General features: G+C 42.3%; 13 protein-coding genes and 1 pseudogene. 9 read left to right on the top strand and 5 right to left on the bottom strand.

Features of this window, described 5'->3' with window-relative positions; all coding sequences use genetic code 11:
- Positions 1–166: 166 nt before the first annotated feature.
- Positions 167–1,651: a molybdate ABC transporter ATP-binding protein ModF gene (gene modF, locus ABLA85_RS05525; protein ID WP_367962083.1), complete on the bottom strand. Its 1,485-nt coding sequence runs from the start codon at positions 1,649–1,651 to the stop codon at positions 167–169.
- A 227-nt stretch (positions 1,652–1,878) separates the two neighbouring features.
- Positions 1,879–2,415: pseudogene (locus tag ABLA85_RS05520) on the bottom strand (TOBE domain-containing protein); the annotation flags it as partial.
- A gap of 253 nt (positions 2,416–2,668) precedes the next feature.
- Between ABLA85_RS05520 and ABLA85_RS05515 the strand changes: the two are divergent.
- The 4 genes from ABLA85_RS05515 to modC all read left to right on the top strand — a co-directional run bounded on the left by ABLA85_RS05515 (position 2,669) and on the right by modC (position 5,624).
- Positions 2,669–2,815, top strand: coding sequence for an AcrZ family multidrug efflux pump-associated protein (locus ABLA85_RS05515; RefSeq protein ID WP_367962081.1), 147 nt, complete (start codon positions 2,669–2,671; stop codon positions 2,813–2,815).
- 258 nt (positions 2,816–3,073) lie between these two features.
- A complete protein-coding gene (gene modA, locus ABLA85_RS05510) occupies positions 3,074–3,856 on the top strand; it encodes a molybdate ABC transporter substrate-binding protein (RefSeq protein WP_367962079.1) in 783 nt (260 codons plus the stop codon).
- Between the two features lie 17 nt (positions 3,857–3,873).
- On the top strand, positions 3,874–4,566 hold the full coding sequence (gene modB / locus ABLA85_RS05505; protein WP_367962078.1) for a molybdate ABC transporter permease subunit: 693 nt from the start codon (positions 3,874–3,876) through the stop codon (positions 4,564–4,566).
- A complete protein-coding gene (gene modC / locus ABLA85_RS05500) occupies positions 4,560–5,624 on the top strand; it encodes a molybdenum ABC transporter ATP-binding protein ModC (RefSeq protein WP_367962076.1) in 1,065 nt (354 codons plus the stop codon). The genes modB and modC overlap by 7 nt, the downstream gene beginning before the upstream one ends.
- A gap of 106 nt (positions 5,625–5,730) precedes the next feature.
- Here modC and ABLA85_RS05495 read toward each other — a convergent pair whose 3' ends face one another.
- A complete protein-coding gene (locus ABLA85_RS05495) occupies positions 5,731–6,546 on the bottom strand; it encodes a pyridoxal phosphatase (RefSeq protein ID WP_367962074.1) in 816 nt (271 codons plus the stop codon).
- Between the two features lie 148 nt (positions 6,547–6,694).
- On the opposite strand from ABLA85_RS05495, the gene pgl reads away from it, so the two are divergent.
- A complete protein-coding gene (pgl, locus tag ABLA85_RS05490) occupies positions 6,695–7,681 on the top strand; it encodes a 6-phosphogluconolactonase (RefSeq protein ID WP_367962072.1) in 987 nt (328 codons plus the stop codon).
- A gap of 74 nt (positions 7,682–7,755) precedes the next feature.
- Here pgl and ABLA85_RS05485 read toward each other — a convergent pair whose 3' ends face one another.
- Positions 7,756–8,328 carry a hypothetical protein gene (locus ABLA85_RS05485; RefSeq protein ID WP_367962069.1) on the bottom strand — a complete coding sequence of 191 codons (573 nt, stop codon included), beginning with the start codon at positions 8,326–8,328 and terminating at the stop codon, positions 7,756–7,758.
- Between the two features lie 247 nt (positions 8,329–8,575).
- Entirely contained in the window at positions 8,576–9,856 is a 1,281-nt protein-coding gene (gene bioA / locus ABLA85_RS05480; protein ID WP_367962068.1) for an adenosylmethionine--8-amino-7-oxononanoate transaminase, read from the bottom strand.
- A gap of 95 nt (positions 9,857–9,951) precedes the next feature.
- Here bioA and bioB point away from each other — a divergent pair, with 95 nt between their 5' ends.
- The 4 genes from bioB to bioD are packed head-to-tail and all read left to right on the top strand — an operon-like array spanning position 9,952 to position 13,573.
- The gene (gene bioB / locus ABLA85_RS05475) at positions 9,952–10,992 is read left to right on the top strand and encodes a biotin synthase BioB (RefSeq protein ID WP_367962066.1); all 1,041 of its coding nucleotides are present in this window, start codon (positions 9,952–9,954) and stop codon (positions 10,990–10,992) included.
- Positions 10,992–12,143 (top strand): 8-amino-7-oxononanoate synthase, encoded by a 1,152-nt coding sequence (gene bioF / locus ABLA85_RS05470; protein ID WP_367962110.1) that lies wholly within the window; start codon positions 10,992–10,994, stop codon positions 12,141–12,143. Before bioB ends, bioF begins: the two co-directional genes overlap by 1 nt.
- Positions 12,127–12,900: a malonyl-ACP O-methyltransferase BioC gene (bioC, locus tag ABLA85_RS05465; protein ID WP_367962064.1), complete on the top strand. Its 774-nt coding sequence runs from the start codon at positions 12,127–12,129 to the stop codon at positions 12,898–12,900. The genes bioF and bioC overlap by 17 nt, the downstream gene beginning before the upstream one ends.
- Positions 12,890–13,573: a dethiobiotin synthase gene (bioD, locus tag ABLA85_RS05460; protein ID WP_367962061.1), complete on the top strand. Its 684-nt coding sequence runs from the start codon at positions 12,890–12,892 to the stop codon at positions 13,571–13,573. Before bioC ends, bioD begins: the two co-directional genes overlap by 11 nt.
- Positions 13,574–13,605: the final 32 nt, after the last annotated feature.

Here is a 13,605-nt window from a genome sequence, read left to right as displayed (position 1 = left end):
TTTTATAGCAAGAGAGAAAAAATTCAAAAAAAATAGTAAAAATTACCAAAAAAGTGTTCCTTACCATTCTGCGAGCTGGCACACAATCTTCTTCATTCGAGAGGTGATGCGGTGTGTAAATTTACCCCTCTTGGTTTTATTGTGAGAGAGGGGGATCATTAAGAACTCACGAAAGGGAACGAGAAGCCGGCTCTGTTTCATATCGGTAGACATCACCATCAGGAATAAATTTCAGCCGATGAGTAATACATTCAGGCGCATCTTCCTGGTGGTGAGAAACAAACAAAAGTTGTGTATCACCACTTCTAATTATGATGTCAATAAAGCACAAAACTAACTGACGATTGAGTGGATCAAGCCCTTGTAGTGGCTCATCCAGAATTAATAATGCCGGATGTTTCACTAAAGCGCGGGCAATCAACACCAACCGCTGTTGTCCCCATGACAGGCTATGAAATGGACTGTTTGCAGTAGCTTCAGATAAGCCTAATAGCATTAGCCATTCATCAGCTAATTGTTGCTGGCGATCTGAAACTGCCTGATAAAGCCCAATAGAATCAAAGAAACCGGAGAGGATAACATTACGGACACTGGTACTGACACGGTATTCGAGATGAATACTATTACTGACATAACCGATATGACGTTTTATATCCCAGATAGTTTCCCCACTTCCTCGTTGGCGGCCAAATAAAATCAGGTGATTGTTATAACCTTGAGGATGATCGCCAGTGATCAGGCTGAGAAGAGTGGATTTTCCAGCACCATTTTCACCGATGATTTGCCAGTGTTCACCAGGGTTAACCTGCCAGTTCAGACCATGTAATATTGGTTTATCGTTGTATTGAACAACCATATTGTGCATTGAGACTAAAGGTTGATCGGCGGGGAGTTGCTTATCAGCTCGACATTCGTCTGGCTCTGGTAGTTGAATATTTTTTAGCGCTTCACTGTGTGCCAACTGTGCTACAAGAGATTCAGCTAAAATACGCTTTTTTTCTCCGACTAATGTCAAATGACAATCGGCCAATACACCAATTTGTTCGACAAAATCAGGGATCTGATTAAATCGGTTTAAGATTAAAACCAGAGTGATGCCTTTTGTGGTCAGAGTCTCTAATAATTGAGATAACTGATTTCTGGCATAAGCATCTAACCCGTCAAACGGCTCATCAAGGATTAAAAGGTCTGGATCGGCCATTAATGCCTGGCAAAGCAAAACCTTGCGGGTTTCTCCAGTAGAAAGATATTTAAAACGACGTGAAAGCAAGTCTTTAATGCCAAAGTATTTTGCCAGTTCAAGGCACAATTCATTGTCTTTGTGATACATTTGGATCACTTCTGCGGCAGTACGTCCCGTATCTTCTTCATTTTCACTGAGCAAATCTGTGTTGTTGCGTTGCCATTCTTCATCGATCAACTGCTGAAGCTGCTCGAAAGAGATTCGTATCGGAGTATGAAAAGAACAATGTGTTTCACCTGTCAGTTGAGTTAATTCATTTGATAAAACACGAGCCAGAGAAGACTTTCCACTGCCATTAGCGCCGATAAATGCCCAGTTTTCCCCGGAAATAATTTTTAGTGACGGTAGCCGCAGAATACGGGTGTCACTTAAACGGAAACTACTTTGCTTTACTTGCAGTTCAGACATTTCTATTCCTTTTTAAGCAACATCAACTAAAGGATCACAGAAATAAGCGGAATAATGTTCAATGTCAATGAGTAGTCGTCTGTTATTCGTTATGGGTTGATATTTTGGGAAGGGAGGTACAAAAATTGTTACAGTAATCGTTACAACAATCATTACAACAACAGTACAGATACCCGATAGCCCTGACAATAAGTATCAGGGGGCCAACATCAATAACATGTTGCTAATTAATATAATGCTGCAATGATCACCTTATCTGCATTAAAACGCGCAGTCACAGGGTCATGCAGTTGAAGATCCAAATTTTCTATTTCCTGATGGGATAACGTAACACAAAGTGATTCACCACCATTAAGCGTCAGGATAATTTCACTGCATTGTTTTCCTGTTTCAATCTGGCTGATTTGACCAGATAACTTATTCTCAAGAGAAATCTTGTTGGAGGAAATTGCAGCGACAGTGCTTTTGCTTATGGTAATCCACGGAGCCTTAGCACAAATTGATGTTTTGTTATCAGCCAGCAGGATACGGATATTTTGCTGAACGTTCTCATCATTACGCTCGACAATTGTTCCGAAAAATTGGTTTCTGGCACTGGTTTGCAGGGAAAAGCGGGATATGGCTGCTAACAAGCTATTCAAAGGTAATGAATCCTGATTGAGAACATTAAATGCTTTTTGCTGAATTTTTCCCAGCAGATCGTAGAGCTGTAACAGGCGTTCACTATAGCGTGTAAGTTGGGCACCTCCACCTCCTTTACCACCCGGTGCTGCAATTTGAGTGTTAACAATATTTCTGCTTGCATAGTGATTTATTCAGGCAACTATTTGAAAGTTTTTACAGAATAACCGTAAGAATCGCACGTTTCGTCGGTTACTGTTATCTTTTTATTGTCTAGAATAGCGAGATTATTGTCTGTGCAGTACGTTACTCTTGCTTTGGTAGGGGACAAAGAGAGTTAAATACGGTACAGTTTATTTTGGGCTAGATGATAGTCACTCATGATATGAGGATGACATGTTTGAGTTGATTAAAAGTATGGTGTTCGCGCTGGTTATGGTTCCTGTTGTCATGGCAGTAATTTTGGGATTGATTTACGGGCTTGGCGAGCTGTTTAACATTATTTCCAAAAAAGAATCGAAAAATCTTGAAAGAAAGCTTTGATCTCAGTTGATTGATCATCAGAGTTCACCTTACCCGGTTTTTCCGGGTAATGTTTTTTTGCTTTACACTTTTTTCTCATCAACCACCAGCTTACAAATAAAAATTCTCCACATCCTGGATTGCAACATCTATCCAAGTGAACACAAAAGCTAAAACTGGCTCACAACTTGCCGATTAATCTCAGAATAGTATTTTCATTTAACGTTGTATCTTGTTATATGCAGCGCACCGTCTTGGCTATCATAAGTGGAATACAACATGAAAAAGCGCATAGCAAAGAATTTTTATCAGTTACTGACAGGAGCTGTCGTTTCTTTTGCACTTGTCGGAAAGGGTTGGGCAGCGGAGAAAGTAACTGTTTTCGCTGCTGCATCATTAACGAATGCACTTAATGATATTGCTGAGCAATATAAAAAAGAAAATCGGGGAGATATTGTTACTTCTTACGCATCATCTTCAACATTAGCTCGCCAGATAGCGCAGGGAGCACCCGCAGATATCTTTGTTTCTGCTGATCAACAATGGATGGATTATGTTTTTGATAAGAAACTTATTGTTGAAAATACACGTCATACTTTGTTGGGAAATCAACTGGTTTTGATTGCTCCCAAAGAGAGTAAACTAAATAAAATCGATATCAATCGAGAAACAAAATGGCATTCTTTACTGGCTGGAGGACGTTTAGCGGTTGGTGATCCTGATCATGTTCCTGTTGGTATTTATGCTAAAGAATCCCTGCAATATCTGGGAGCGTGGAACTTGGTTAACCCATTGTTGGCTCGAACCAATAATGTACGCAGCGGTATGGCCTTGGTGGAACGGGAAGAAGTACCATTGGGAATTGTTTATGGTTCTGATGCCGTTGCCAGCAAGAAAGTGAAAGTGGTTGGTATATTCCCGCAAGCGAGTCATAAACCAGTGGAATATCCCGTTGCAATTATTAAAGGTCATGAAAATCAGGCAGTACGTGATTTTTATGATTATCTCAAAACTCCTGGAGCCGTTAACATTTTCAAACACTACGGCTTTAGTCCACTGTAGGAACTATTCTTTTGGAGATGTTAAGTGAATATGAATGGCAGGCAATTTTACTGAGCCTGAAAGTCTCAGGTATTGCGGTGTTATTCAGTTTGCCATTAGGGATCTTGATGGCATGGGTCTTGGCGCGTTGTCAGTTTTTGGGGAAGTCTCTGCTTGATAGCCTTGTCCATCTGCCGCTGGTATTACCTCCGGTTGTTGTTGGTTACCTGCTGTTAATCAGCATGGGACGCCGAGGTATACTTGGGGAATTTCTTTATAATTGGTTTGGCGTTAGCTTTGCATTTAACTGGACAGGGGCTGCTCTGGCTTCAGCAGTTGTATCTTTTCCGTTAATGGTCAGAGCCATCCGGTTGGCATTGGAGGCTATAGACCTTCGTCTGGAGCAGGCCGCCCGCACATTAGGAGCAAGTTCACTTAAAGTCTTTTTTACCATTACCTTACCGCTTTCATTACCGGGAATAATTGTTGGTTCTGTGCTGGCTTTTGCCCGTTCACTGGGGGAGTTTGGTGCCACAATCACGTTTGTGTCGAATATCCCCGGAGAAACACGCACTATCCCTTTGGCTATGTACACATTGATTGAAATGCCCGGTGCAGAAACGGCAGCCGCACGTTTATGTATCATTGCTGTAGTGCTGGCCTTGGTTTCATTGTTGATCTCTGAGTGGTTAACTCGTTGGGGAAGAAAGCGACTGGGAGCAACATGTTAGAGCTAAGTTTTGAACAGCGTTTGGGTGATCTGTGTATGCAGGTTGATACTACTTTGCCAACAGAAAGCATTACCGCCATATTTGGGCTTTCAGGTGCAGGTAAGACTTCGTTAATCAATGTCATTGCTGGTTTAACCCGACCACAAAAAGGCAGAATTGTCTTGAATGAACGTATCTTGATTGATACAGAACAAAAAATTTTTCTGCCACCAGAAAAACGCCGAATTGGATATGTGTTTCAGGATGCCCGCCTTTTTCCTCATTATCGGGTCAAAGGAAATTTGCAATATGGCATGTCACCGGATATGCAATTGCAATTTGATAAAATTGTCGATTTACTCGGCATTGGTCATTTACTGTCCCGTTTCCCGATGACTTTATCAGGCGGTGAAAAACAGCGAGTTGCAATTGGGCGTGCATTACTGACCGGGCCTGAATTACTGTTGATGGATGAACCAATGGCTTCACTGGATCTGCCGCGTAAACGTGAGTTGTTGCCTTATCTGGAAAAACTGTCTGAAGATGTCAAAATCCCAATCCTGTATGTCAGTCACAGTTTGGATGAAGTTATCCGTTTAGCGGATAACGTGGTTGTTATGGATAAGGGAAAAATCAGAGCTATAGGTTCATTGGAAGAAGTATGGTCAAACAGCATATTGCGTCCGTGGTTACAAAAAGAGCGTCTTAGCAGCATACTACCTGTGATTGTGATGGTTCACCACCAACGTCATCAGATGACGGCGGTAGCGGTGGGAGATAAAGCCCTTTGGTTGCCGAAAATCGATGCAGTTGCAGGAACTGACTTACGTATCCGAATTGATGCATCGGATGTCTCTTTAGTATTAGAACCACCAAGAGGCAGCAGTATCCGTAATACCTTACAGGTGAAGGTCATCGAGATCTTTGAAGAGGCTGGTCAGGTTGATGTCAAATTGTCGTTAAGCGATCAATCTCTGTGGGCAAGGATCACACCATGGGCGCGGGAGGAGCTTAACTTACGCACAGGGCAATGGTTATATGCTCAGATAAAAAGTATTTCACTGAATCGTCACCTGTAAAGACAACTATTCACGAAAGAAAAAACGAGAAAAATAAAAGGATAGATCATTCAGGGAGTGAAATTGTTTTTCGCTCTCCCTTAGATCCTGCTAATTAAGTGAAAAACTAAAGCGCATATTTTCGAATGACTTCCGCAATACCGGGCTGAGCATTGTTCTTTGTGACAAGATCTGCCCGTGCTTTGACATCATCGACAGCATTTCCCATAGCAACACCCAGACCTGCTGCTTCCAGCATACTGAGATCATTATAATTATCACCAAAAGCGAGGACATCTTTCATACTCATCCCTTGTGACTCTACCCATTGCTGTAAACGTATCCCTTTACTATTGCCTTTTTTGGTGATATCGACCTGATCAAACCAGGACCATTCACATTCCAGACCCACATTTTTCTCAATTTGCTCGCTAACCTCACGCAGTTTCTCTAAATCGGGAGAGCTGGTAGCGAACTTCCAGATGGAATTCACATTGTGCAGCGCTTCCTGAAAATTCTTAATGTGCTGGAGAGTAGGGCGTTGGTGCTCAGGCAGAGAATTTGACCACGCAAAGGTACGGGTAACTGTGTGTGGAAATTCATATAAAATAGCATTATCAACATACATCAGATGCTCAACTTCCGCACCCTGTAAATAAGAAAGTGCTTGAGAGGCTTCTTGAATAGAGAGAGGATTGGCAGCCAGAACCTTTTTAGCGTGGTAATCGTATGAATAAGCTCCGTTACAGCAAATAGCCGGAGTATCGAGTTGGAGTGCTTGGTAGAAAGGGTGAATAGCAACGTGATGACGCCCAGTGACAATCAAGACCTTAATACCCGCCTGGCAAGCTTCATTTAGGGCTGTGATTGATTCTGGCAGAATCTTTTTTTGTGGATCAAGTAGTGTTCCATCCAGATCCAGCGCAATAACGCGGTATGACATGAGTTAGCCTCTAGATTGTTGATGATTTGAGCAAATATTATATGTTAATTAAAAACAGTTAAACTGATATGCACTCAGTTTAACAAACAAATTTTTCCAAGAATCATTACAGATCAATAAAATAGTGATGGAGCTTTAAGGAGAGAAAATGAAACAAGTGGTTTATACAGCCAGTCCGAATAGTTGTCAGATTCATGTCTGGTCTCTGAATATTGTTGGAGAACTTTCGTTACTCCAGACGGTAAATGTACCGGGTGAAGTACAACCGATGGTAGTTAATCCTGATGGTAAGCACTTATATGTAGGGATACGCCCTCAATTCAACATCGTAACTTATAAAATTGGCTCTGATGGGCGATTGGAGCAGCAAGCCATTGCACCATTACCGGGTAGCCCGACTCATATTTCAACGGACAAAGCAGGGCGTTTTTTATTTTCTGCTTCCTATAGCTTCAACAACTTAAGTGTTCACCCTATTGACAAAAATGGAGTGGTTAGAGCACCGATCCAAATTGTAGAAGGATTGAAAGCGCCACATTCGGCCAATATTGATCGGGAGAATCGCCAATTATTGGTTCCATGTTTGAAAGAAGATCATATTCGTATTTTTGATTTAAATGAGCAGGGATATCTGACAGAAAGCCGTGCCGACGAAATTGCAACAGAAGCTGGCGCAGGCCCACGCCATATGGCTTTTCATCCAGAAAAAGAGGCAATTTATTGCATTAATGAGCTCGATTCAACCGTAGATGTGCTACGTAAATGGGAGAAATACCGCATAGTACAATCTGTTGATTCATTGCCTGCTGATTTTTCCAGTGTTCGTTGGTCTGCGGATATTCATATCACACCGGATGGCCGTCATCTCTATACCAGCGAGCGTTCTAAAAGTGTGATTAGTCACTTCCGTGTTTCACAAGATGGCTATCATCTGACATTAGCAGGACATTACCTGACAGAAAGTCAGCCTCGTGGTTTTGCTATAGATTACAGCGGTAACTTTTTAATCTCTTCAGGGCAGAAATCCGATCATATTTCAGTATTCAGCATTGATAAATACAGCGGAAAACTGACTCCTTTGGCACGTTATCCGGTTGGTAAAGGCCCTATGTGGGTAACAGTATTGACATTGTAATTAGAAGCCGCGCAAATTTTTAGCGCGGCATTTGATTCTTCTTCTGAAGAATTATGCGGATATCCGGCCGTCTTTTAGACAAGACTAAAGGTGCCAACCCCTGAGAAAACAATAGGATATGTAACCAGTATATGATGTTGATATACAGAAATTAAATCTCCCAAATAAACACTTCCTTTAAATAAACGTAGATAGATTTTTTGCGGGTAAATGAAAAGTTGGAAATTAAGTGGAGTGTTTATAACTGTATTGGTATGGTGTATCACACCACCAAGATAGAGATTATTAAAATTCAATTGTGGCATATTATATCCACCATAAATATACCCATTGAAATTAGCATTCCTTCTTGTATTCGGAGCAGTTCCAATTAAAACAGGATAAGATGATACTTGAATAAACGGATAACTTCCATATTGGAGATATGTGTTAATATTAAAATATCCACTGACATATTCTGTTATATTTAAGCCAGGATGAGGTAATGAATTTTCCCCAGGTTTTTTACAAAATAAATGAGCCAGTTCAGGTTTTTCTTTTGCTATTGCCTCATAATGTGATTGTTCTTGTGCATACATATCGTTGGACTGTGCAAATATGGCTTCCAGTTCGTCTTTAGAAGGTACAACTAAGTTTTCTTGGTTCATGATATATCCCTCTCTGGTTAGAATAAATATGACTGTGTACGCAATATATCAGAAAATTTATTTTTAAATGATGAAGAATATAACCAATTATTTACTAATATTTATCAGTGACTGATTTTTGAAGTTAAATCGGATAATGACATGGAGAGTTTAATGATATAAATCGATAAATAAGCTGGAAAATAGAAGAGATAATTAAAATTTTAGGAAAATAAGGCCAGCATAATTATAATACTGACCTTAATTGTTAAATTATTGCATCAGTAACAGCATTTGTCAGTTTCGACAATTGCTCAGGCTGAATAATATAAGGAGGCATTAAATAGATTAAGCGTCCAAATGGTCTTATCCAAACCCCCTGTTGTACGAAATGATGCTGTAGAGAGGCCATATCAACAGGCTGTTTCATTTCTACAACGCCGATTGCACCTAATACCCGTACATCTTCAACCGTTTCGTGTGATTTCAGAGGCTGTAACTCTTTTTTTAACTGAGATTCAATTGACTGAATTCGTTGTTGCCACTGGCTCTCAGTAAGTAGTTTCAGGCTGGCGCTGGCAACGGCACAAGCCAGTGGATTGCCCATAAAAGTTGGGCCATGCATAAAACAGCCGGCCTCACTCTGGCTGATGATTTCTGCTACATGGCGAGTTGTTAACGTTGCGGATAACGTCATATAACCGCCCGTCAGTGCTTTACCTAAGCATAAAATATCTGGTTCGATATCAGCATGTTCACAGGCAAATAACTTACCCGTGCGGCCAAATCCAGTAGCAATTTCATCCACAATCAGCAAAATCTGGTATTCATGACAAAGCTGACGGACCTGACGCAGATACTCAGGGTGATAAATTCGCATTCCGCCCGCTCCCTGAACAATCGGTTCCAGGATGACAGCAGCGATTTCGTCATGATGCTGTTGTATCAATTGCCGGAAAGAAACGATATCTTCAGGCTGCCATTCACCATCAAAACGGGATTGAGGGGCATCCGCAAACAGATGATTGGGGAGATAGCCTTTATAAAGGCTATGCATTGAATTATCGGGATCACAGACTGACATTGCGCCAAAAGTATCGCCATGATAACCATGACGTAGTGTCAGAAATTTCTGACGTCTTTTCTCCTGTTTTTTCTCTTTGGCTTGCCAATATTGCAGCGCCATTTTCATGGCAACGTCCACGGCAACAGATCCGGAATCGGCCAGAAAAACACACTCTAATGGCACAGGGGTCATTGCCACTAGCTGTTTACACAGTTCAATAGCAGGTGGATGGGTAATACCGCCAAACATTACATGAGACATTTTGCCAATTTGCGTTGTTGCCGCTTCATTAAGCACAGAATGATTGTAGCCGTGGATGGCGGCCCACCATGAAGACATGCCATCAATTAACTTACGACCATCTGACAATACCAGTTCAACGCCGTTGGCTGAAACAACAGGATAAGTCGGCAGTGGATTGCTCATTGATGTATACGGATGCCAGATATGGCGCAGGTCAAATTCAATATCTGAATGATTCATGATAAATTTGTTGTAAACCTTTTTTAGTTTGTTTTAGTTGACATGATAGCGACGTTATTTAAACTGACAACATTTTTTACACTGGAGAAATTACTGTGAGTGAGCGTCAACAATGGACTATCAAACAGGCACAGGCGCTGTTTGATAAACCTTTTTTTGAATTATTGTTTCAGGCACAGCAGATACACCGCGAACATTTTGATCCACAGCAAGTACAGGTCAGCACACTTCTTTCAATAAAAACCGGAGCCTGTCCCGAAGACTGTAAGTATTGTCCACAAAGTTCCCGTTATAAAACGGGTCTGGAAAAAGAACGCCTGATGGAGGTGGAAAAAGTCATTGAATCTGCACGCAAAGCCAAAAATGCAGGTTCAACCCGTTTTTGCATGGGGGCAGCATGGAAAAACCCACACGAACGGGATATGCCTTATCTGGAGAAGATGGTCAAAGAAGTTAAGGCATTGGGCATGGAAACTTGTATGACACTGGGAATGTTGAACCCATCTCAGGCACAGCGTCTGGCAGAGGCGGGTCTGGACTACTATAACCATAACCTGGACACCTCGCCGGAATTTTACGGCAATATCATTACCACACGCAGTTACCAGGACAGGTTGGATACACTGGAAAATGTCAGGGACGTAGGCATTAAAGTGTGTTCTGGAGGTATTGTCGGCCTGGGTGAGGAAATTCGTGATCGGGCAGCATTATTGGTACAACTGGCAAACCTGCCGAAACCGCCTGAAAGCGTGCCAATCAACATGCTGGTAAAAGTTAAAGGAACGCCACTGGAAAGTAACGAAGACGTTGATCCATTTGACTTTATTCGTACCATTGCGGTGGCTCGGATCATGATGCCGAAATCTCATGTCCGCTTATCCGCAGGACGTGAACAGATGAATGAACAGACTCAGGCTATGTGTTTTATGGCCGGAGCCAACTCTATTTTTTATGGCTGTAAATTGCTGACGACTCCGAATCCGGAGGAAGATAAAGACCTGCAACTGTTCCGCAGATTGGGCATCAATCCTCAGCAGACAAAAACAGCATTCGGTGATAATCAGCAGCAGCAACACCTGACAGAAGCGATCATAAACAGTGCTGAAAATGAACAATTCTATAATGCGGCAATATGATGAATTGGTCAGATTTTATCTCCCGGAGTTTAGCCGAACGCCGGGGCACATCCTTATGGCGTAGCAGACAAGTCCATTTGGGTTCAGATGGACAACGCTTAGACACTCCTGATGGCCCGTATCTGAACTTTTCCAGTAACGACTACCTTGGGTTGAGTCAACATCCGCAAATTATTGCTGCCTGGCAACAAGGGGCGGAGCGGTATGGTGTAGGCAGCGGTGGTTCGGGGCATGTTACAGGTTATACCGCAGCTCACCATATGCTGGAGCAACAACTAGCGGAATGGCTTGGTTATTCCCAGGCTTTACTGTTCATTTCTGGTTATGCCGCTAATCAAGGCGTGATAGCGGCATTGATGGAAAAAGAGGATCGTATTATTGCTGATCGCCTGAGCCATGCTTCATTGATGGAAGCAGCGATGCAATCTCCAGCTCAACTGCGGCGCTTTCTGCACAATAATCCTGATTCTCTGAAACAGCATCTGGCAAAAGAGTGTGCAGGTAAAACATTCGTGGTCACCGAGGGCATTTTCAGTATGGATGGAGATAGCGCGCCACTTGATGTGATCGCACAGCAAACACAAGCTACGGGCAGTTGGTTACTGGTTGATGATGCTCACGGTATTGGTATTCGTGGGGATGAAGGACGGGGTAGTTGTTGGTTGCAGAATGTGAAACCAGAGCTTTTAATCGTCACATTTGGTAAAGCGTTTGGTTTAAGTGGTGCAGCTGTGCTGTGTGATGAACAGACCGCAGAGTACCTGATTCAATATGCCCGACACTTGATTTACAGCACGTCTATGCCACCTGCTCAGGCTGTAGCGCTTTCTGAAGCTGTGCGGCAAATCCGGGCTGGAGATGAATTACGCTACCGTCTGCAAAGTAATATCCGTTATTTTCGCCGTGAGGCGCAAAACTTACCTTTTTCCCTGATGGATTCTGAAACGGCTATTCAGCCTGTGATCATTGGTGATAATGAACGTTGTATCGCCTTATCCCACTCGCTTATGCAACAAAAATTTTGGGTAAAAGCGATTCTTCCTCCGACAGTGCCACCGGATAGTGCCCGCTTGCGTATCACTCTGACAGCAAATCATACCCGACAACATATTGATGCATTACTGGAGGTGTTGCGTGGTTCTGTCTGTTAAATGTGTTGATAAACAGGCGATTGCGGGAGCTTTTGGCAGGGCAGCCTCATGCTATGACACGGTTGCTAAGCTGCAACAACAAACAGGGGAATACCTGATGGAATTGGCTCGTGCAGAAAATACCGGTATGCGGGTATTGGACGCTGGTTGTGGCACAGGTTTTTTTAGTAACCGCTGGAAACAATGGGGTAAACAGGTTATCGCATTAGATCTGGCTGCCGGCATGTTAAACCATGCTCAGAGTCAACAAGCTGCTAACTATTACCTGCAAGGCGATATTGAGCATTTAGGGCTGGCAGATAGTAGTGTAGATATCTGTTTCAGTAACTTGGCTGTACAGTGGTGTAATGATCTGCCATGTGCATTACAGGAATTCCATCGTGTAACCCGTCCCGGAGGCCTTATTTTATTTTCCACTCTTGCACAGGGCTCACTGTGCGAGCTGGAAGCAGCATGGGAGCGCGTTGATTCTTATCGACACATCAATCAATTCCTGTCCTTGCAGGCAATCGCTGATGCGTGTCAACCGTATCGGCATCAATTTATACACAAGCAATATAGCCAGCATTATCCACAATTGCTGCTTTTATTGAATTCCTTAAAAGGTATCGGAGCTACACACCTTCATCGTGGCCGTCAACAGGGTTTGATGACGAGAAAACGCCTGAATGTTCTTTCAGAAGTGTATCCGAGAAATAATGGAAATTACCCATTAAGCTATCAAATTGCTTTTGGAGTCATTTACTGTGACAAATAAATACTTTCTTACCGGAACTGATACCGAAGTGGGTAAAACGGTTGTCAGTTGTGCCTTGTTACAAGCGGCAAATAAAAAAGGCTATCAAACTGCGGGTTATAAACCAGTGGCATCAGGCAGTGAAGTCACTTCGGAAGGGGTACGCAATAGAGATGCTTTAGCTTTGCAGTATAACAGTTCAGTATCTCTGTCTTATCAGGAAGTGAATCCATTCGTATTTGTGGAACCTACTTCTCCCCATATTATCAGTGCGGAACTCAATCAGCCGATCGAATTTACTGTGATGTCACAAGGCCTGGAAAAACTGGCGGTAAAAGCGAATTGGGTGTTAATTGAGGGGGCTGGTGGTTGGTATACACCGTTATCTGAAAACACCACTTTCGCAGATTGGGTGGTCCAGGAAAAACTGCCTGTGATCTTGACGGTAGGGATTAAATTGGGCTGTATTAACCATGCTGTCTTAACAGCAAAAGTTATTCAAGGTTCAGGTTTAGAATTAGTAGGTTGGGTTGCGAATGAAATAGAACCTGCTGGCAAGCGTCAGACTGAGTATTTAGCAACATTAAAACGGATGATTTCTGCACCCTTACTTGGTGTTATCCCCCATTTAAGCGACTCAGATAAAAAAAATAACATTGGAGAATATATAAATATTGATTTATTGGTTAACTAATTATTTATTCTCTGTTAGTTAAAATAGCCCAT

This window comes from Xenorhabdus sp. SGI246 (genome assembly GCF_040838225.1).
GTDB classification, from domain to species: domain Bacteria; phylum Pseudomonadota; class Gammaproteobacteria; order Enterobacterales; family Enterobacteriaceae; genus Xenorhabdus; species Xenorhabdus indica.
The sequence above is the reverse complement of the archived record's forward strand: the minus strand, read 5'-3'. Positions and strand labels throughout refer to the sequence as shown.